Raw genomic sequence first — 19,779 nt, 5'->3', positions numbered from 1 at the left:
TCTCGGTGCCCAGGTCGCGCTCCGGTGTCAGGACTTGGTCTTCAGCATGTAGCCGAAGCCGCGCTTGGTCTGGATGAGGGGCTCGGAGGAGTGCGGGTCGATCTTGCGACGCAGGTACGAGATGTAGCTCTCGACGATGCCCGCGTCGCCGTTGAAGTCGTACTCCCAGACATGATCGAGGATCTGCGCCTTGGACAGCACCCGGTTCGGGTTGAGCATGAGGTAGCGCAGCAGCTTGAACTCGGTCGGGCTCAGCTCGATCTGCGCGTCGCCCACGTACACGTCATGGGTGTCCTGGTCCATGGTGATCTCGCCGGCACGGATCACGGACTCCTCGTCCGCCTGCATCGTGCGGCGCAGGATCGCCTGGATGCGGGCGACGATCTCATCGAGCGAGAACGGCTTGGTGACGTAGTCGTCGCCACCGGCGTTCAGCCCGGTGATCTTGTCCTCCGTGTCGTCCTTCGCGGTGAGGAACAGGATCGGAGCGGTGTATCCGGCCTCGCGGAGGCGCTTGGTCACGCTGAAGCCGTTCATGTCGGGCAGCATGACATCGAGCACGATGAGATCCGGCTCCTCCTCGAGGACGGCCGAGATCGTCTGTGCCCCGTTGGAGACGGCGCGAACCTGGAAACCGGCGAACTTGAGACTCGTGATGAGCAGGTCGCGGATGTTCGGTTCGTCGTCGACGACGAGGATGCGCGGTGCGGTCATAGGCCCATTATGGTGACCGATTCGGTGGGATGGCTGGATGCGGGCGTTCCGGCGGGTCAGCGCGTTGCGGCCAGCAGGTCGTCCGCATCCAGGATCGTGTAGCTGTAGCCCTGTTCGGCGAGGAAGCGCTGACGGTTCTGCGCGAAGTCCTGATCGACGGTGTCGCGGGCGATGAGTGTGTAGAAGCTGGCCGTGTGGCCGTTGCTCTTCGGACGCAGCAGGCGCCCGAGGCGCTGCGCCTCCTCCTGGCGCGACCCGAACGACCCGGAGACCTGGATCGCCACGGAGGCATCCGGCAGGTCGACCGAGAAGTTGGCGACCTTCGAGACCACGAGCAGCGGCACCGTGCCCTCGCGGAAGGCCTGATAGAGCTGTTCGCGCTCGTCGACCGGCGTCGCGCCGGTGATCTTCGGGGCGCCGAGCGCATCGGCGATGATGTCGATCTGGTCGAGGTACTGACCGATCACGAGGATTTGCTCGTCGCTGTGCCGTGCGGCGAGCGCACGGACGACATCGATCTTCGCCGGGGCCGTGGCGGCCAGACGGTAACGGTCCTCGTCGACGGCTGCGGCGTATTCGAGTCGCTCGTCGGCGGGCAGGTCGACGCGCACCTCGAAGCAGGCGGCGGGGGAGATGAAGCCCTGGGCTTCGATCTCCTTCCAGGGCGCGTCGAAGCGCTTGGGGCCGATCAGGCTGAAGACGTCACCCTCGCGGCCGTCCTCGCGCACGAGTGTCGCGGTGAGGCCGAGCCGCCGGCGAGCCTGCAGATCGGCGGTCAGCTTGAACACGGGCGCCGGCAGCAGGTGCACCTCGTCGTAGACCACCAGGCCCCAGTCCAGCGCGTCGAGCAGTGCGAGGTGGGCGTACTCGCCCTTCCGCTTCGCCGTGAGGATCTGATAGGTCGCGATCGTGACGGGCTTGACCTCTTTGACCTGGCCCGAGTACTCGCCGATCTCCTCCGGGGTGAGCGTCGTGCGCTTGAGCAGCTCGTCGCGCCACTGGCGCGCGCTGACCGCGTTGGTCACGAGGATGAGCGTCGTGGTCTTGGTGTCGGCCATCGCGGCCGCGCCGACGAGGGTCTTGCCCGCGCCGCAGGGGAGCACGACGACGCCGGAGCCCCCCTCCGTGAAGATGTCCACGGCCTGGCGCTGGTACGGACGCAGCGACCAGTCCGTTTCTTCGAGGTCGATCGGATGCGGGGTGCCGGGGGTGTACCCGGCGAGGTCCTCTGCGGGCCAGCCGATCTTCAACAGTTCCTGCTTGATCTGGCCCCGCGCCCAGGCGTCGATCACGTGGACACCGGGGGAGGGGTGCGCGATGAGGAGGGGCTGGATGCGCTTGTTGCGGGAGACCTCGGCGAGCACGGCCGCATCCGTCGAGCGCAGCAGAAGCGCGTCGTCGTCGCCGCCGTACGGCCCGCGTTCGATCACGAGGCGCCCGTAGCGGCCCACGGTCTCTCGGATGTCGGTGGCGACCGAGGGCGGCACGGGGAAGCGCGACCAGCGGTCGAGGGTGTCGAGCATGTCCTGCGCGTCGTGGCCGGCGGCGCGGGCGTTCCACAGTCCGAGACGTGTGATGCGGTAGGTGTGGATGTGCTCCGGAGCGCGCTCGAGTTCGGCGAAGACGGCAAGCTCGTGCCGTGCGTTCTCGGACTCGGGGTGGGCGACTTCGAGCAGAACCGTGCGATCGCTCTGGACGATCAGGGGGCCGTCGGACATAACCGTCGAGTTTACCGGCGTGGCGGCGGATGCGGGTCGGCTCGCCGTCAGCGCGGACTCACCGAGACGATGCTCGTCATCGGCAGGGTGCGCTCGACGTCGGCGGCGCGGTCGAGTCCGCGAAGACGCCCGCCGCCGAGGCCCGTCGCCTCGAGCGCGAAGACCCTCGTCGAACCGTCGGGCAGCCTCACGGTGACGTCGATCGCCGCGCGGGCACGCACGGCCTGTTCGAGCTCGCGTTCGAGCCAGGCGGCGTCCGCGTCTCCGGATTGCGCACCGCGCAGCGCCGCGATGAGTGCCCCGTACTGTTCGCTCGGGGGCGGCTCGGTCACGGCCTGCCGCGTCGCTCGTCGCACCACCCGCTCGAGCTGATCGTTCTCGTCGACGGCGACCACGGGGTAGCGCGCATCGACCAGGGACCAGTAGACGGCATCCCGCCCGGCGCGTGAGACGAGGGCGCCCTCGTGCTCGACCAGACCGACGGGGCGCAGCGACTGGTCGACGGCGATGGTGGCGAGCAGCTGCGGGGACGCGCTGCGCACCACTGTGCGGCCCGTGGCCGTATCCGTGCCGACGCGGATCGCGCCATGGCGCGCGGCGGTCGCATCGATGAGATACGCCAGCGGCTGAGGGATGCCGGTGAGAGAGATTCCGCTCAGGAAGGCGTGCACGGACTCGGCGCTCTCGCCGCCGCTCATCGCGGCCGTCAACGACTCGGCGGTGAAGCGATAGGTCGAGGCCTGCGCCCTGGTCTCGCGTGCCGCCATCCGCCGCAGCCGCTGCTCGAGCCGCGGCGCGAGCGGACCGGGCGAGATCGCGGAGAGGTCGGCCTGCAGGTAGATCTTGTCGACTTCCGGAGGCAGCGCCTCCGCCAGCGAACGGGTGTCGACGGCGCCGGTGCTCGACAGCTGCGCCGTCCAGGGCAGCAGACCGTCCTCGGCGAGGACGCCCCACAGCACCCCCCTGCGCACCAGTGCCGCAGCCTGTTCCGGCCACTCGGGATCGAGGCGGTAGACGCCCTGCCACGCCGGGGGTGGGAGGAAGCCGCCCTCGGGCGTGCGGAGAGCTTCCGGAAGAGCGCGTACGTAGGCCGTCGCGACCTGTCCCCACCGTTCGCTCGTGCCCGCGTCGAGCCACTCGGGCGCCGCATCCGTCACCTGCCAGCTGCGATCCTCGTCGCTGAGCAACCCCGCGTCGGCCCCGAGGACGATCAGATCCTCGAGCTGCTCCGCCGAGGCGACCGCGCCGTCGTCGACGAGCCGGCGGCGTTCGGTCGCGCTGACCGCGCCGGCGCCCGTGCGCGACAGGGGAGCGGACGCGGCCGCGAGCAGGATGTCGGCGAGCGAGGCGACCTGCTCGAAAGCGCGCTCCGCCGCCGCCGCGACGCTCTGCGGATCTGCGGGGGCGAGCGGGCTCACCTCCGGCGACGCGAACGCCTCGGACCCGGCGCGTTCGGCCAGTCGTGACCGCACCGCCTGGAACGGCACGCCGTCGGCATCGAGCAGGGCGCGGGATGCGAGCGCCGCCCGCAGGGGCGGGGCGACGGGCTCCGTTTGCGCCGAGGCGAGGGCGGCGAGTTCCGGTGCGGCCAGTCGCGTCAGGGCGCGATCGACGCTGGCGTCGCTGAGAAGAGTCGCCGCGACGTCGAAGAAGTCCTGCGCGGGAGTCGATGGCGCGAGTCTGCGGGCGGCGAAGAGCTGGGCCAACTCCTCATCGCCGGACGCGGCAAGCAGCGACGCCAGCGCGCGTTCGTCCGAGGGGCCCGCCACCGTCACCCGGCTCGGTTCGCCCGAGCCCTTCTGATGAAGGCGCGGATGATGACGGTGAGCATGAGCACGAACGCCAGCGGGGGAGCGATGTAGACGACGGCGCTCACGGCCGGCCAGATGCCCGTGCCGTAGTCCTCGTGGGTGAGGCCCATCGCCGTGCTGATCATGATCGACAGGAACGACAGCACCGACAGCGCGAGCAGCCCCAGCGCCATGAACGCGAGGATGCGGTCGAGGCGGCTGACCGGGAGGTCGCTGTCGGGCGTGGGCTTGCTCATCCGCATCAGCCTATCGCCTCGGCGGGGGTGTCGTAGGCTGGAACCAGGGGATCTTCCGATCCGCGTTCCGTCGCGCCCGCGAACGATTTCCGGGTGCAGAGCAGCAGCGAGGTGTCCATGCCCACCGGCAAGGTCAGGTTCTACGACGAGGAGAAGGGGTTCGGCTTCATCTCCTCGGATGACGGTCAGGACGTCTTTCTTCACGCCACGGCTCTCCCGCAGGGCACGACCTCGGTCAAGCCCGGCACGCGGCTGGAGTTCGGTGTGGCCGACGGAAAGCGCGGACTGCAGGCGCTGTCGGTGAGGGTGCTCGACGCCCCCGTCAGCCTCGCGAAGCGCGCGCGCAAGCCCGCCGACGACATGGCGATCATCCTCGAAGACCTCGTGAAGCTGCTCGACGGGATCGGCGGCGACCTGCGCCGCGGGCGGTACCCCTCGTCGTCGCACTCGAAGAAGATCGCCGCCGTGCTGCGCAAGGTAGCCGATGACCTCGACGCCTGAGTCCGGCGCGGAGTCGATCTCCGATGAGGCCGTCGATGCGGAGCTCGTCGCGCAGTCCGATGAGACCGTGGTGACGGAGGTGGCGGCGGAGGAAGCCGCCATCGTCGACGCGAACGATGTCGAGGTCGAACCTCGAGAGCCCGATGCCGAGCTTCTGGCCGCTCACGAGCTGGCGCTGTCCGCGCTTCACGAGATCACCAAGCCGCAGACCGTGGGGCCGGCGGCCGGATACACGCTCGAGCCCGACGGTGTCGTCTCACTCCGCTTCGAGAATCGCCTGGCGGGATACCCGGGCTGGTACTGGACGGTCTCGGTGGCCCGTGTCGAGGGTGCCGAGCCCACGGTCCTCGAGGTCGAGCTGCTTCCCGGCGACGGTGCCCTCCTCGCGCCGGAGTGGGTGCCGTGGGCCACACGTCTCGCGGAATACCACGCCCAGCAGGCCGCGGCGGCGGAGGCTGCCGCGGAGGCCGAGAGCGATGAGGACGACGCCGAGGACGACGACTCCGATGAGGATGCGGACGACCTCGACGATGCCGACGACGACGAGGACGACGAGTCGGAGGACGGCGAGTCGATCCTCCACGCGGGCGACGTCGACGGCGTCGACATTGACGAGCTCGACGACGACTACGACGAGTCGGAGGACGACGAGTCCGACGAAGACGAGGACGGGGACGAGCCGGAGGACGACGAGCCCGACGAAGACGAGGACGAGGGCGACGAGGACGAGTCGCAGGAGGACGACTCCGACGATGAGGACGACTCCGACGAGGACTGAGTCCGCCACGGGCTACGCCCACTGAGCATCCGTTCGCCGGGTGAGCATCACATCGAATGCTCACCCGGCGAACGGATACTCACCCGGTGGGGGCGCGAAGCCCTGTCCGGATCAGAGGTGCTCGAGCGTGTAGTCGATGCTGCGCGTCAGCTGGCGCACGTCGTTGGGATCGATCGAGGTGAACGTCGCCACCCGCAGCTGGTTGCGGCCGAGCTTGCGGTACGGCTCCGTGTCGACGATGCCGTTCGCGCGGAGGCTCGCGGCGACGGCCGCCGCATCCACGCTCTCGTCGAAGTCGATCGTGACGACCACGGGGGAGCGGTCTGCGACGTCGGTGACGAAGGGTGTCGCGACGCTCGACGCCTCGGCCCAGTCGTAGAGCACCTGGGAGGACTCGGCGGTGCGCGCCGCCGCCCAGCTCAGGCCCCCGCTGGCGTTGATCCAGCGCACCTGCTCGTCGAGCAGCACCAGCGTCGACAGTGCCGGGGTGTTGAGAGTCTGCTGCAGGCGGGAGTTGTCGAGCGCGTTCTTCAGGCTCAGGAACTCCGGGATGTAGCGACCGGATGCGGCGATGCGCTCGATGCGCTCGATCGCCGCGGGCGAGACGGCCGCGAAGAACAGGCCGCCGTCGGAGCCGAGGTTCTTCTGCGGGGCGAAGTAGTAGACATCGGTCTCGGCGACGTCGAAGTCGATGCCGCCCGCCGCGCTCGTCGCGTCGATCACCGTCAGCGCACCGGCATCCCCGGCGACGCGGGCGATCCGGGTGGCGACACCCGTCGAGGTCTCGTTGTGCGGCCACGCATACACGTCGACGCCCTCCACGACCTCGGGGGAGGCGCTCGTGCCGGGCTCGGCCTTGCGGACGTCGGGCGCCTGCAGCCACGGCGCGGCTGCGGCGGCGGCGAACTTGCCGCCGAACTCGCCGAACACCAGGTTCTGCGCGCGGTTCTCGATGAGGCCGAAGGCAGCCGCATCCCAGAAGGCGGTCGATCCGCCGTTGCCGACGACGATCTCGGATCCCTCGGGCAGGCGCAGCAGCGCCGCGAGACCCTCCCGCACACTCGCGACGAGGTTCTTCACCGGAGCCTGGCGGTGCGAGGTGCCCAGCAGCGACGAACCGCGCTCGGCCAGAGCAGCGACCTGCTCCGGGCGGATCTTGGAGGGGCCGCATCCGAAGCGGCCGTCGGCGGGCAGGATCTCGCGAGGGAGCACGACGTGGGACATGGCTCGATTCTAGGGGCGTGCTCGCCGTCGACCGCCGTGACCATCGTCACGTTGGATAGGCTCTCCTCGGGCCCCTATGACTTCGAGGACACGTTCATGACCGACCTGATCGACACGACAGAGATGTACCTGCGCACCATCCTCGAGCTCGAGGAGGAGAACATCGTTCCGCTGCGTGCACGCATCAGCGAACGACTCGGTCACTCCGGCCCGACCGTCTCGCAGACCGTCGGCCGGATGGAGCGCGACGGCCTCGTCATCGTCTCCGACGACCGCTCGTTGGAGCTGACGGGCGCCGGTCGGCAGAAGGCCGTCGACGTCATGCGCAAGCACCGCCTCGCGGAGCGTCTGCTCAGCGACGTGATCGGACTCGATTGGGCCTACGTCCACGAAGAGGCCTGCCGCTGGGAGCACGTCATGAGCGAGCAGGTCGAGCGTCGGCTCGTCGAGCTGCTCGGACACCCCACCGAGTCGCCCTACGGCAACCCCATCCCGGGTCTGGACCAGCTGGGCGATCTGCCCAGCTCCACGTTCGAGGAGGGCGTCGTCGGCCTCGTCCGCAAGCTCGACGCCGAGGGCGGTCCGATCACCGGCACCGTGCGTCGCCTCGCCGAGCCCGCCCAGGTCGACCCCGAACTCCTGCAGCAGCTGCGGGCCGCCGGTGTCGTCCCCGGCGCCGCCGGATCGTTCCAATACAACGAAGGCTACGTCCTCGTGCAGATGGACGGTTCGGAGGAGGGGCTGGAGCTTCCTGTCGAGGTCGCGGGCCACATCTTCCTCGTCGCCGACGCTCGCTGAGAGCTGTCCTCCACAGCCCGTCGGGGTATTGATCCGGCCCACGCCGGCGTGACTTATTCGTTACCTTCGGGTAGCCTCGGACAGTCCGCAGGTGAGAAGCCCACCGATGGATCCCGCACGGATTGCCTCTCCGGCTCGTCGTCCGTGTGGTGCAACCCGCATATCGTGCCCCGACATCGAGTGCCGACGAGCCAGCGCCATGAGCGCGGAGGCGCCGGAGGATGATTTGGCTGAACAGAACGACGATTCGTCGGCAGGCGCGCCCGAGGCCGCCGCGAATCCCGTGACCAGTCGCCGCAGCATGCGCGAACTGGCTCGCACCGCCCAGGGTCAGGTGACCCGCACCAAGACCGCTGTCGTACGCGCCGCACGTCCGGCCCGCACCGGCCGCAGCTTCCGCAAGCCTCTGCGCAGCGTCGTGATCCTCAGCATGGTCGGCGGTCTCGTCGCGACCGTCGCCCTTCCCGCCTACGCCGCCTTCAACGGCGGTACGGATGCGGCCACCATCGAGCAGGTCGCGGCAGAGAACCCGCAGTCGCTCGTCGTCGCCTCCACGGTCACCTCGGCGGGCCTCGACCGCGGCAGCTACGCGGCGACCACGCCCGAAGAGGTCGAGAAGAAGAAGGCCGCCGAAGCCGCCGCTGCGCGCATCGCCGCCGCTGGTTCCGCCGCCTCGTTCTCCGCCGCCAACATCGACCTGAACATGGTCGCCCCCGGCAGTGGTGCCGTGCGCTGGCCGCTCGACATGTCGCAGATCCGCGTCGGTCGCGGATTCGGTGCCGACGGCTACCACCAGGGCGTCGACCTGCTCGGCGCGGCCGGTACCCCCGAGTTCGCCGCCGCGGCGGGAACCGTCCGCGTCGCCGGCTGGTACTACGGCTACGGCTACGCGGTCGTGCTCGACAGCGTGATCAACGGCCAGAGCGTCACCACTCTGTACGGCCACATGACCCAGACCCTGGTGAACCCGGGCGACTACGTCGAGGCCGGCCAGATCATCGGCCTGATGGGAAGCACCGGCTCCTCCACCGCCAACCACCTCCACTTCGAGGTGCGCATCGGCGGCGGGCTGGTCGACCCCTACGCCTGGCTGCAAGCCAACGCGGGCTGACCCCGACACGATTCCGAGAGTTCATCAAGCACGCGTCCCGGGCGCGTCGCGGTGGGCTACCCTGAGGGCACGACGCTGAGAGAAGCGGAGGGCGCCGATGGGCAGTTCACCACGCATCCGAACCATGGATGCGCTCGGTCTGCTCGTCCTTCGGCATCACGTGACCGACACTCACGGGTTTCCCGTGTGTTCAAGGCGCTGTCCATGAGACAGCGCCTTTTTTCATGCCTCCGCACCCCCGATGCGTCCATCGAATCGAATATCCGCGAAGCCGTCCGGGCCATTCGAGAGGACTGGGAATGCGCACACTGGTGCTGAACGCCGGCTACGAGCCACTGGCGGTCGTCTCCTTCAAGCGAGCGCTTGTGCTCGTCATGAACGAGAAGGCGACCATCGTCGAACGCGTCGAGGACGTGCCCATCTGGGGCACGACGCAGATCTATGACCGGCCCGCGGTCATCATCCTCACCCGCTACGTGCGCATACCGAATGTGCGCAACGTGCCGGTCACCCGCCGGGGCGTGCTGCGCCGCGACGGCCACCGTTGCGCATACTGCGGAAAGGCCGCATCCACCATCGACCACGTGCTGCCGCGTTCGCGCGGCGGGCGCGACACATGGCAGAACCTGGTGGCGTGCTGCCTGCGCTGCAACAACGTCAAGGGGGATCGCACACCGCAGGAGATGTCGTGGACGCTGCGCCTCGTGCCGGACGTGCCACACGGTTCGGGTTGGAGCGTGCGCGGAACGGAGCGGGCCGATCCGCGGTGGGAGCCGTACCTGGCGCTCGCCGCCTGAGCCCGCCTACCGCTCGAGCCGCTCGCTCCAGTGCTGCAGGATGCGGGCGAGCTGCTCCGCATCCGGCGCATCCAGCATCGCGACCAGGCGATGCTCGTTGGCGATGTGGGCGGTGAAGGCGTCGTCGATCAGCTCGCGTCCGGCATCGGTCAGCGCGATCAGGCGGCGCCTACCGTCGGCGTCGGATCCGGAGCGTGTGACGAGGCCGCGTTCGACGAGGCGGTCGACGCGCTTGGTGAGCCCGCCCGAGGTGACCATCGTGTGTTCTGCCAGCTCGCCGGCCGGTCTGCTGTAGGGCGCGCCCGCCCGCCGGAGTGAGGCGAGCAGGTCGAACTCCGCCTCGGTAAGCCCGAAGCGGGCGTACACCGCGGTGAGCTCGCGGGTGAGAGCCATGCCCACGCGGTGGATGCGGCCGATGACGCCCTGGGGGGAGGGGTCGAGATCGGGACGCTCCCGTCGCCAGTCCTCCTGGATGCGGCTGACGCGATCCTCGGTTCCGCTCATGCGACCACGATATCTTCCGCGGAAGGTAGTATTTCCTTCCATGGAAGATAAATGGCGGCGGTGGATCCTCATCACCGCGATCGCGCCGATCGCATGGGGCAGCACCTACGTCGTGACGCGGCACCTCCTGCCGCCCGATGTCCCGCTGTGGGGTGCTGTCATCCGATGCCTGCCCGCCGGGTTGCTCGTGCTGCTGTTCGCCCGCCGCCTTCCGCGCGGCTCGTGGTGGTGGCGGTCGCTGCTGCTGGGCGTCTTGAACGTCGGCGGCTTCAGCGTGCTGATCTACATCGTCGGCCAGCGGCTTCCCTCGAGTCTGGCGGCGACCCTCATGTCCACCTCAGCGGCGTGCATCATGCTCTTCGCCTGGGCACTGCTCGGGCAGCGGCCGCGCGTCGCCGCCGCGCTGGGGGCGGCTGTCGGGATCGCCGGTGTCGTGCTCATGCTCGGCGTCGGCGCGGGGTCGGTCGATCCGTGGGGCATCGCCGCCTCGCTGGGTGCCATGGTCGCCTCATCCTTCGGCTTCGTGCTCACCTCGCGCTGGGGGCAGGAGGTGCCGGCGCTCGCCATGACGTCATGGCAGCTCTTGGCGGGCTCCGTCGTTCTCGTGCCCGTCGCGCTGATCGTGGAAGGCCCGCCCCCGCAGCTGAGCCCCGAGGGGGTCATCGGATTCGCCTACGTCATGCTCATCGGCACGGCGGTGGCCTACGCGGCCTGGTTCGCCGGTCTGCAGCGGCTGCCCGCCGCCGCGGTCGGTCTCGTCGGGCTGCTGAACCCGGTCACGGGTGTCGTGCTGGGGGTCGTGCTGGCGGGGGAGCCGTTCGGTCCCGCGCAGGTGGTCGGGCTCGCTCTCGTGCTCGGCGGGGTGGTGTGGGGCGTGCTGCCGCATCGTCGCCGCGCGACGCGGCAGGAATCGGTCCCCGGTCGGCAGCCGGGTGAGGCGCCGGAGCCGGTGTCGCGTGGTGGGATGAAGGCATGACGCGCGCGCTCGTGGTGATCGACATGCAGAAGGGGTTCGACGACCTGGGGTTCTGGGGGCCGACGGCGAATCCGCAGTGCGAGCGGAACGTCGCGGCGCTGTTGCAGTACGCCCAGGTCGAGGGCATCCCGGTCGTCGTGGTCCGCCACGACTCGCGCAGTGAGGCGTCTGTGCTGCATCCGTCCGCCGCGGGCAACGCGCTCGTCGATGTCGTCGACCGCGCCCCGGCCGCACTGCTGGTCACCAAGAGCGTGAACTCCGCGTTCTACGGCGCCCCCGACCTGCATGCCTGGTTGCAGGAGCGGGGGATAGGGGAGCTGCTGATCTGCGGTATCCAGACCAACATGTGCGTCGAGACGACGGCGCGCATGGCCGGCAATCTCGGATACGACACCACGGTGGTGTGGGACGCGACCCGCACCTTCGATCTCGATACCGAGATCAGCGGCATGGGGCGCGTGACGCGAACGGCGGCGGAGATCATGGCGACCACGGCCCTCGTCCTGCAGGAAGGCGGGTTCGCCCGCATCCGGACGACGGTCGAGATCGTCGAATCCGAGCGACGTGTGCACGATCGATCGCTGACCTGATGTCGCAGGCGGCACGTAGGGTGCCGCCTGTCTCACCCCTCGTGCAGACGTCGCGGGTCGGCTCGCGAAGAGGATGTCCGAACTCGTTCGTATCTTCGAATCTGACATTGAAGAACTAGAACATTCGTTCTAGCCTGTCGGAGTGAAGGTGATCGTGCGAGAAGACGCCGTGGGCGAGGTCCATCGCCTCCGCGCGCAGCTCGAGCACGTTCAGGGCCGGCGGATGGAAGCGGCCGTGCGGCCGGTGCATCCGGCGCTGGCCGAGCTCCTTCCCGGCGGAGGGCTCCGTGCGGGTTCCGCCTACACGGTCGCTCCCTCGACGTCATTGCTGCTCTCGCTGCTCGCCCGTCCCTCGCGCGAGGGGGCGTGGTGTGCGGCCGTGGGGATGCCCGAGCTGGGCGCCGAGGCCGCGGCGGGACTGGGGGTCGCGCTCGAACGCCTCGTTCTCGTCCCCGAGCCCGGCCCACGCTGGCTGGCCGTGGCCGCGACCCTTGCCGAGGTCATGCCGGTGGTCGCCGTGCGTCCGGGCGGCGCGGTATCGGATGCCGAAGCCTCCCGCTTCATGGCGCGACTGCGCGACCGCGGAGCGAGTCTTCTGGTGCAGGGGGTCTGGCCGCAGGCGGAGGCCGCGCTGCAGATCGTCGACTCCCAGTGGGACGGACTCGGCGACGGCTACGGCTACCTGTCGTCGCGCACGGTGACGATCGCCGTGCAGTCGCGCCGCTCTCCCGTGCCCCGGCGGGCGCGTCTCATGCTCCCCGATCGCGACGGCGCGCTCACCGCCGTGGCTCCGGCCGCTCCCGTACCCATGAGGGCGGTGGGCTAGATGCCCGTGCGCACTCTCGTCGTCTGGATCCCGGACTGGCCGGTGGTCGCCTTCGGACGCGAGAGCGGCGAGGATGCGGCGGCGGTCGCGGTCGTCGAGAAGAACGTCGTGGTCGCCTGCTCCGCAGCAGCCCGCGCCGAGGGGGTGCGTCGGGGCCAGCGTCGTCGCGACGCGCAGAGCGCCTGTCCTCGCCTGCAGATCGTGGCGATGGATGCGGCACGAGACCATCGCGCCTTCGCGCCGCTCGTGGCGGCGATCGAACGTCTCGCGCCGCACGTGCAGATCATCCGCCCGGGGCTCTGCGCGCTGAAGGCACGGGGGCCCGCCCGCTATTACGGCGGCGAGGAGGAGGCGGCGAACGTCCTGCGTGCGGCGCTGCACGAGGCGGGTGTGAGGGATGTCCGCATCGGCATCGCCGACGGCCCCTTCACGGCCGAGCAGGCAGCCCGTGCCGCAACGACCGCCGAGGCGCCGGTGCGGTGCGTGCCTCCGGGTCTTTCAGGACCCTTCCTCGCGTCCCTGCCCGCCACCCTGCTGCACGACGCCGGGGCCGAGACCTCGCTCGCCTCGCTGTTGGCGCGACTCGGCATCCACACGCTGGGCGCGTTCGCCGAGCTGCCGACCGACGGCATCCGCGATCGCCTCGGCGAGCAGGGAGTGCGGCTTCAGGCGCTCGCCGCGGGAGCGGACTCCCGCACGGTGACCCCCCGCGACGTCCCGCCCGAGCTCGATCGCGAGGTCGTGTTCGAGCCGCCGGTCGAACTCGCCGAGCAGGCGGCCTTCGGGATGCGGATGGCGGCGGAGGAGTTCATCGCGCGTCTCGACACCTTGCGGCTGGTGTGCACCGAGCTGCGTGTGGAGCTCGAGTCGGAGCGGGGAGAGCGCAGTGAACGGGTCTGGCTGCATCCGGGAACCTTCGACGCGGCGGCGGTCGTGGACAGGGTGCGCTGGCAGCTCGCCGAGCAGCAGGAGCTGCGCAGCCCAGTGGCCCGCGTGCGCATCTCGCCCGAGGCCGTCGACGATCAGGCTCACCACGTGCCGGGGCTGTTCGGCCGGGGGGAGCGCGAGAAGGTGCACCATGCGCTCTCGCGGGTGCAGGCGATGCTCGGGCATCGGAGCGTTCTGACGCCGGTCATCGCCGGTGGGCGCTGGCTCGATGAGCGGCAGGTGATGGTGCCCTGGGGTGACCGCGCGGTCGCCCCGCGCGACGCGTCGCTGCCCTGGCCGGGTTCACTGCCGGCACCGCTGCCGACCACGGTGTTCCCCGTGCCCCGTCCGGCCGAGGTGCGCGATGCCGAGGGCACCCGCATCCTCGTCGACGAGCGCGGGGCGCTGTCGGGCACGCCCACCGATATCGCCGTCGCAGGAATCCGGCGCGGGGTGCTCTCGTGGGCGGGGCCGTGGACGGTCATCGAACGCGAATGGGATGCGGCCCGCCGCCGTGTGGCGCACCGGTTCCAGATCGTCGACGCCGCCCAGGTCGCCTGGCTGCTCGTGCACGAGGACGCCCGCTGGAGCGTCGAGGCGAGGTACGACTGATGGGCTGGCACAACCCGCCCGTCCCGTGGTCTGAGCTCGAACGCGCCCTCAGCGACGCGCGCCGCCCGAGGCCCGTTCCCGCCGGGGCGGACGGTGGCGACAGTCCGGCGTGGTCGCACAAACGCGGCCCCTATGTGCCGCCGGCGATCGAGCGCCCCGAGCAGGTCGTGCCCTACGCCGAGTTGCACGCGCACTCGTCGTACTCGTTCCTCGACGGGGCGTCCTCGCCTGAGGAGCTCGTCGAGCAGGCCGAGCGACTGGGGCTGCATGCCCTCGCCGTCACCGACCATGACGGCTTCTACGGTTCGGTGCGGTTCGCTGAGGCGGCGGAGCCACGCAGGCTCCAGACGGTGTTCGGTGCCGAGCTGTCGCTCGATCTGCCCGCCCCGCAGAAGGGTCGCCCGGATCCGGTCGGACGTCATCTGCTGGTGCTCGCCCGCGGGCAGGAGGGGTACCACCGCCTCGCGGGCGCCCTCACCCGCGCCCAGCTGCGGGGTGCGGAGAAAGGGCGTCCGGTGTACGACGTCACCGAGCTCGCCGAGCAGTCCGGCGGCCCGAGTGATCCGCAGTGGGCCGTGTTCACCGGATGCCGTAAGGGCGCCGTGCGCCAGGCGCTCGCGCTCGAAGGCCCCGCGGGGGCGGCGCGCGAACTCGACCTGCTCGTCGACCTGTTCGGACGGGATGCGGTGCAGGTCGAGCTCATCGATCACGGCGACCCGCGCGACACCCGGACCAACGACATCCTCGCCGCCCTCGCCGCAGAGCGCGGCCTTCCCGTCGTCGCGACCGGAAACGTGCACTACGCGGTGCCCGAGCGCCGGCTCCTGGCGGCGGCGATCGCCGCCGTGCGGGCGAACCGCAGTATGGACGAGCTCGACGGCTGGCTGCCGGCTCACGGTGGCGCCTTCCTGCGCTCGGGCGCCGAGATGGCCGCGCGCTTCGCGCGGTACCCCGGCGCGGTCGCACGCAGTGTCACGCTCGCCGACGAGCTCGCGTTCCCGCTGCGGAAGGCTTCGCCGGCGCTGCCCAAGCTTCCCGTTCCCGAGGGGCACACGCCCATGTCATGGCTGCGGCAACTGGTGTGGGATGCGGTGCCGCGCAACTATCCGAACCTCACCGAGGATCAGCGTCGGCGCATCGAACGCGAGCTCGAGGTCATCGAGATGAAGGACTTCCCCGGATACTTCCTCATCGTCTACGGCATCGTGCAGGAGGCCCGGCGCCGCGGCATCCTCTGCCAGGGTCGCGGCTCGGCGGCGAACAGCGCCGTCTGCTATCTGCTCGACATCACGGCGGTCGATGCGATCGCCTACAACCTGCCGTTCGAGCGGTTCCTGTCGAGTCTGCGCGACGAGGAGCCCGATATCGACGTCGACTTCGACTCCGATCGGCGCGAGGAGATCATCCAGTGGGTCTACCAGCAGTACGGGCGGGAGCGCGCCGCGCAGGTGGCCAACGTGATCCAGTACCGCCCCAAGAACGCCGTGCGCGACATGGCGCGGGCGCTCGGGTTCTCACCCGGACAGCAGGATGCCTGGTCGAAGCAGGTCGAGCGCTGGGGTGCATCGCTCGAGAGCGCACCCGACCACGACATCCCGGATCAGGTCGTGGCCTATGCGACCGAGCTGCTCAAGGCGCCGCGTCACCTCGGCATCCACTCCGGCGGCATGGTGCTCACCGAGCGACCGGTGGGTGAGGTCGTGCCGATCGAGCACGCCCGGATGCCGGGGCGCACCGTCATCCAGTGGGACAAGGACGACGCCGCGTGGATGGGACTGGTCAAGTTCGACCTGCTCGGGCTCGGAATGCTCTCCGCTCTCCAGTACTGCTTCGATCTGATCCGCGCGGCGACGGGGGAGACGTGGGAGTTGCGCTCCCTGCCGAAGGAGGAAGCGGCGGTCTACGACATGCTGTGCCGTGCCGATTCCATCGGGGTGTTCCAGGTCGAGTCGCGCGCGCAGATGGGATTGCTGCCGCGCCTGCAGCCCCGGGCGTTCTATGACCTCGTGATCGAGATCGCCCTCGTCCGGCCCGGTCCCATCCAGGGCGGAGCGGTGCATCCGTTCGTGCGGCGCAAGCTCGGCCACGAAGAGGTGACCTATCCGCATCCCGACCTCGTCCCCGTGCTCGAGCGCACCAAAGGGATCCCCGTCTTCCAAGAGCAGTTGATGCAGATGGCGATGGTGGTGGGCGATCTCTCCGGAGAGGACGCTGACCTCATGCGCCGGGCGATGGGCTCCAAACGCGGTCAGGAGCGGATCGACTCGCTGAAGGAGAAGCTCTACGCAGGAATGGCGCGCCATGGCCTCGTCGGGGAGGACGCGGATGCGATCTACCGCAAGATCCAGGCGTTCGCGAACTTCGGGTTCGCCGAGTCGCACTCGCTCTCGTTCGGCCTCCTGGTCTACGCGAGCTCGTGGATCAAACTGCACTACCCGGCGGCGTTTCTCGCGGGGCTGCTGCGGGCGCAACCCATGGGCTTCTATTCGCCCGCGACGTTGACCGCGGATGCCCGGCGCCATGGCGTCGAGGTGCGCCGACCCGATGTGCAGCTCTCGGGCGCCCAGGCCGGACTCGAGCCGCTCGGAGACAGCACCGAGCCGACGGGGATGGATGCCTGCCGTGGTCCGCAGCCGCCCGTGGGGCCCTTCGATGCGGCGGCTCCCGATGAGTCCGCCGCGCATCGTCGTGATGGCGCGTTCGCGGTGCGGCTGGGGCTCGGAGCGGTGACCGGCATCGGTGAGAAGGTCGCCGCACGCATCGTCGCCGCGCGCGACGCGGAGGGGCCGTTTCGCGACATGCGCGATCTGGTGCGCCGGTGCGACCTCTCCGTGGCGCAGCTGGAAGCGCTGGCCACGGCCGGCGCCTTCGACTGTTTCGGGCTGACCCGCCGCGAGGCCATCTGGTCGGCCGGCACCGCTGCGCAGGACCGCGCGGAGTTCCTCCCCGACACCGTCATGGCGGTGCAGCCGCCCTTGTTCCCCGACCCGTCGAGCTACGAGACGCTCGCTGCCGATCTGTGGGCGACGGGCATCTCCACCGACGATCACCCGCTGACCCATTACCGTTCCGTGCTGGATGCGCGAGGAGTGCTGACCTCGCGCGAGATGCGCGCCCACGAGTCGGGGCGGCGCATCGAGGTCGCGGGCCTCGTGACCCACCGCCAACGGCCGGCGACCGCATCCGGGATCACCTTCCTCAACCTCGAAGACGAGCACGGGCTGGTGAATGTGATCTGCTCGACCGGCGTATGGAACCGATACCGACGCATCGTGCGCGACTCGCCGGCGCTGATCGTGCGCGGGATGCTGGAGCGTTCGGCGGAGGGGGTCACCAACCTCGTGGCGGATGCGTTCGAGGATCTCCGGGTGGGCATCTCGCACCGTTCACGCGACTTCCAATGACACGGCAAAGGCCCCCGGGCGAACCCGGGGGCCTTGGGGCGGGGTCTCAGCCCCGGACGCCGAGGGCGAAACGGACCGAGCCGTCGTCGCCGACCTCGGCATCGAGCACCCTGTCGTCGAGGGCATCCGTCGCACCGGAGTCCACGAAGACGCGAGCACCCGACGTCTCGACCACCGCGTCCTGCGGTTCGGGGGCGGCAGCGAGCGCGAGCTCGAATCCGGTCTCGGTGCCGGTGTCGCGAATGCGCAGCCCGCCACCTTCCGCCGGGATCTGAGACGAGATCGTCTTGACCGCCGAAGCAGCGTTCTCCGTCAGAGTGAGCATGGTGCTCCCTTCCATCGATGTCTGCGGACCGGCCACGATTCCGAGAATCCGAAGCGGAATCAACCCCTGCACGCGGATCGGATCGAACTCACACGAGGTTCACCGGGAACTTTTCAGGACGTCAGCCGCTGGTCGGTGTTCGAGTAGCTGATCGAATCGGCGGTCGCCCCGACGAGTCCGAGCGTGACCCGCAGGAGCGTCGGGGTGATCCCGTCGCGCGGCGGGGGAGTCTCGGCGCCGAGGGTGTACGACGTGCCGTCGGCCCCGGTCGCGGTGAGGGAGTTCAGGTAGACCGACACGTTGCCCGAGAGCGTCATGGTGTCCGCCGTGGTGACCAGGGCCGGGCCCTCGGCATGCCCCACGGTCAGGGCGAAGCCGGTGATCGTGATGCTGTCCGCACTGATCTTGAGAGCGTGGGTTCGGGTGCCGTCGGCGAGGGGGACGGTCACGAGCGAGATGCCTTTGAGCCCGCTGATCGACAGGCCGTCCGAGCCGAGTTGCGCCGGCGGTTGAGTGAACACGGGGGCACTCTCGTCCGGTACCGCCTCGACGGGCGCCTCCGGTTCGGCGGATGCCTGCGGCGTGGGCGTCGCGCTCGGAGTGGGGCTCTGCCCGCCGAGGTCCGGGAGTCCGGGCAGGCCGGACTCCTCCGATGCGCTAGGCGAGGGCGTGGGCGACGGCGCGGGGGTCGGGTCGTCGCACGACATGAACAGCGGAATGCACCACGCCATCGGTCGCTCGGTCGGAGCGGCGGCGGCGCCGGTGCTCGCGACCAGTGCCGCGACCAGGGCGACGGGCAGCAGGCGGCGGATCATGCGGTCTCCTTCTCGCCGTTGGTTCGCACCTCCCGCTCCTCGCCCGATGCGAGCGCGGATGCGGCCTCACCGGACCGCGGCGCCCACGAGACGACCGTGATGCCACCTACGCAGCCGAGCAGCATCCCGACGATGAACCCTCCGAGGTTCACCCCGACGATCGAGTACACGGCCAGGCCCAGAGTGATCACGCCGTAGAAGATGCGGTGTGCGGGCATGAAGATCGACAGGGCGCCGAGCAGGACCAGAGCCAGCGGCACGATGGTCGCCTGCAGGCCTTCGATACCGAGCTGGATGTGCAGCTTGCCGAAATCGAGCTGGCTGGACAGGAACATCACGAGACCTGCGACGATGACGAACACGCCGCCGACGAACGGTCGCTGCGTGCGCCAGGCGCGCCAGCGCGACGGCTTCTTCGCGGGCTCCTCCTCGATGGCCTCGCGCTCGGCGAGAGAGCGGCGCGTGGCGTTCAGAAGCATGTCTTCGTTCCGTCGGTCAGCTCCAGCTTCATCCCCGTCAAGGTGAAGGTCGACGCCTGGGTGCTCCAGGAGTTCTGCTGGAGGTTCGCGATGCTCACCGTGTCGGCATCCTGCGCGAAGTCGCCCGCGGATCCCTTGGCCGCGGTGTTGACGGTGGACGCATCCACGCCGATGCGGATGTTGCCGAAGGACGAGTCGCCGCGCAGACCCGTCATGCCGATCTGCAGGTTCGTGGCGCTCGCCGGGTTTCCGCCGCCGCCGGCCGTGATCAGCACGCCGACTTTGCCCAGCGGGGTGTCCGACACGACGGACTGGCACAGATCGGCCAGCGTCGCCGAGGCGATGTTGGCGATCGCGACCGAGTGCTGGTTGCCGGCGGTGTCCTGGGTGACGCCGGCGTACTGCGAGAACCCACTGCCCTCGAGTTGCGAGGCGCTGATCTGGAACTCGCTGCCGGACACCGCGAACGAGACGGGGACGGCGCCCTGCGCGACACCGCCGAACAGCAGGCTGGATGCGGCCACGACAGGGATGGTGGCCAGGGCGACACGACCGGCGCGCGAGCGCACCATGTTGGGGAACTTCATCGATCCTCCGGGGGTGAGGGGACGGCGACGATGCCGTCGGTGAGTG

At 69.9% G+C, this 19,779-nt stretch carries 20 protein-coding genes; 10 read left to right on the top strand and 10 right to left on the bottom strand.

Annotation, left to right across the window (positions count from 1 at the left end):
* Positions 1–27 precede the first annotated feature (27 nt).
* The 4 genes from EHF32_RS07820 to EHF32_RS07805 are packed head-to-tail and all read right to left on the bottom strand — an operon-like array spanning position 28 to position 4,479.
* The gene (locus EHF32_RS07820; RefSeq protein ID WP_137417653.1) at positions 28–714 is read right to left on the bottom strand and encodes a response regulator transcription factor; all 687 of its coding nucleotides are present in this window, start codon (positions 712–714) and stop codon (positions 28–30) included.
* A gap of 56 nt (positions 715–770) precedes the next feature.
* The gene (locus tag EHF32_RS07815; protein WP_137417652.1) at positions 771–2,432 is read right to left on the bottom strand and encodes a DNA repair helicase XPB; all 1,662 of its coding nucleotides are present in this window, start codon (positions 2,430–2,432) and stop codon (positions 771–773) included.
* Between the two features lie 47 nt (positions 2,433–2,479).
* Positions 2,480–4,201, bottom strand: a complete 1,722-nt coding sequence (locus tag EHF32_RS07810) for a helicase-associated domain-containing protein (protein ID WP_137417651.1) — start codon at positions 4,199–4,201, stop codon at positions 2,480–2,482.
* Positions 4,202–4,203: 2 nt separating this feature from the next.
* Entirely contained in the window at positions 4,204–4,479 is a 276-nt protein-coding gene (locus EHF32_RS07805; protein WP_137417650.1) for a multidrug ABC transporter ATPase, read from the bottom strand.
* A gap of 117 nt (positions 4,480–4,596) precedes the next feature.
* Between EHF32_RS07805 and EHF32_RS07800 the strand changes: the two genes are divergently transcribed.
* Positions 4,597–4,980, top strand: a complete 384-nt coding sequence (locus tag EHF32_RS07800; RefSeq protein ID WP_137419171.1) for a cold-shock protein — start codon at positions 4,597–4,599, stop codon at positions 4,978–4,980.
* On the top strand, positions 4,964–5,758 hold the full coding sequence (locus EHF32_RS07795) for a DUF3027 domain-containing protein (RefSeq protein WP_137417649.1): 795 nt from the start codon (positions 4,964–4,966) through the stop codon (positions 5,756–5,758). Before EHF32_RS07800 ends, EHF32_RS07795 begins: the two co-directional genes overlap by 17 nt.
* 111 nt (positions 5,759–5,869) lie before the next feature.
* On the opposite strand, the gene serC is transcribed toward EHF32_RS07795, so the two are convergent.
* A complete protein-coding gene (gene serC / locus EHF32_RS07790; protein WP_137417648.1) occupies positions 5,870–6,982 on the bottom strand; it encodes a phosphoserine transaminase in 1,113 nt (370 codons plus the stop codon).
* Positions 6,983–7,078: 96 nt separating this feature from the next.
* Between serC and EHF32_RS07785 the strand changes: the two genes are divergently transcribed.
* The 3 genes from EHF32_RS07785 to EHF32_RS07775 all read left to right on the top strand — a co-directional run bounded on the left by EHF32_RS07785 (position 7,079) and on the right by EHF32_RS07775 (position 9,688).
* On the top strand, positions 7,079–7,780 hold the full coding sequence (locus tag EHF32_RS07785) for a metal-dependent transcriptional regulator (protein ID WP_137417647.1): 702 nt from the start codon (positions 7,079–7,081) through the stop codon (positions 7,778–7,780).
* A gap of 226 nt (positions 7,781–8,006) precedes the next feature.
* Positions 8,007–8,891 (top strand): M23 family metallopeptidase, encoded by an 885-nt coding sequence (locus EHF32_RS16160; RefSeq protein ID WP_272949067.1) that lies wholly within the window; start codon positions 8,007–8,009, stop codon positions 8,889–8,891.
* Between the two features lie 299 nt (positions 8,892–9,190).
* Positions 9,191–9,688 (top strand): HNH endonuclease, encoded by a 498-nt coding sequence (locus EHF32_RS07775; RefSeq protein ID WP_137417646.1) that lies wholly within the window; start codon positions 9,191–9,193, stop codon positions 9,686–9,688.
* A 6-nt stretch (positions 9,689–9,694) separates the two neighbouring features.
* Here the strand turns inward: EHF32_RS07775 and EHF32_RS07770 are convergent, their stop codons facing one another.
* Entirely contained in the window at positions 9,695–10,192 is a 498-nt protein-coding gene (locus EHF32_RS07770) for a MarR family winged helix-turn-helix transcriptional regulator (protein WP_137417645.1), read from the bottom strand.
* Positions 10,193–10,232: 40 nt separating this feature from the next.
* Between EHF32_RS07770 and EHF32_RS07765 the strand changes: the two genes are divergently transcribed.
* From EHF32_RS07765 to EHF32_RS07745, 5 genes are all read left to right on the top strand, one after another.
* Positions 10,233–11,168: a DMT family transporter gene (locus EHF32_RS07765; protein WP_192900707.1), complete on the top strand. Its 936-nt coding sequence runs from the start codon at positions 10,233–10,235 to the stop codon at positions 11,166–11,168.
* The gene (locus EHF32_RS07760) at positions 11,165–11,758 is read left to right on the top strand and encodes a cysteine hydrolase family protein (RefSeq protein WP_137417644.1); all 594 of its coding nucleotides are present in this window, start codon (positions 11,165–11,167) and stop codon (positions 11,756–11,758) included. The genes EHF32_RS07765 and EHF32_RS07760 overlap by 4 nt, the downstream gene beginning before the upstream one ends.
* Positions 11,759–11,900: 142 nt before the next feature.
* Positions 11,901–12,584 carry a hypothetical protein gene (locus EHF32_RS07755; protein WP_238343826.1) on the top strand — a complete coding sequence of 228 codons (684 nt, stop codon included), beginning with the start codon at positions 11,901–11,903 and terminating at the stop codon, positions 12,582–12,584.
* Entirely contained in the window at positions 12,585–14,123 is a 1,539-nt protein-coding gene (locus EHF32_RS07750; protein ID WP_137417643.1) for a DNA polymerase Y family protein, read from the top strand.
* Complete coding sequence (locus EHF32_RS07745; RefSeq protein ID WP_137417642.1) at positions 14,123–17,527, top strand: error-prone DNA polymerase; 3,405 nt, start codon at positions 14,123–14,125, stop codon at positions 17,525–17,527. Before EHF32_RS07750 ends, EHF32_RS07745 begins: the two co-directional genes overlap by 1 nt.
* Positions 17,528–17,573: 46 nt before the next feature.
* On the opposite strand, the gene EHF32_RS07740 is transcribed toward EHF32_RS07745, so the two are convergent.
* From EHF32_RS07740 to EHF32_RS07725, 4 genes are all read right to left on the bottom strand, one after another.
* The gene (locus EHF32_RS07740) at positions 17,574–17,852 is read right to left on the bottom strand and encodes a Fe-S cluster assembly protein HesB (RefSeq protein ID WP_137417641.1); all 279 of its coding nucleotides are present in this window, start codon (positions 17,850–17,852) and stop codon (positions 17,574–17,576) included.
* Between the two features lie 113 nt (positions 17,853–17,965).
* Positions 17,966–18,667: a hypothetical protein gene (locus EHF32_RS07735; protein WP_137417640.1), complete on the bottom strand. Its 702-nt coding sequence runs from the start codon at positions 18,665–18,667 to the stop codon at positions 17,966–17,968.
* On the bottom strand, positions 18,664–19,146 hold the full coding sequence (locus tag EHF32_RS07730) for a DUF6114 domain-containing protein (protein ID WP_137417639.1): 483 nt from the start codon (positions 19,144–19,146) through the stop codon (positions 18,664–18,666). The genes EHF32_RS07735 and EHF32_RS07730 overlap by 4 nt, the downstream gene beginning before the upstream one ends.
* Entirely contained in the window at positions 19,137–19,733 is a 597-nt protein-coding gene (locus EHF32_RS07725) for a DUF6230 family protein (RefSeq protein WP_137417638.1), read from the bottom strand. Before EHF32_RS07725 ends, EHF32_RS07730 begins: the two co-directional genes overlap by 10 nt.
* Between the last annotated feature and the right edge of the window lie 46 nt (positions 19,734–19,779).

This window comes from Microbacterium sp. RG1 (assembly GCF_005347485.1).
GTDB classification, from domain to species: domain Bacteria; phylum Actinomycetota; class Actinomycetes; order Actinomycetales; family Microbacteriaceae; genus Microbacterium; species Microbacterium binotii_A.
This window is presented reverse-complemented; position numbering and strand designations above follow the sequence as displayed.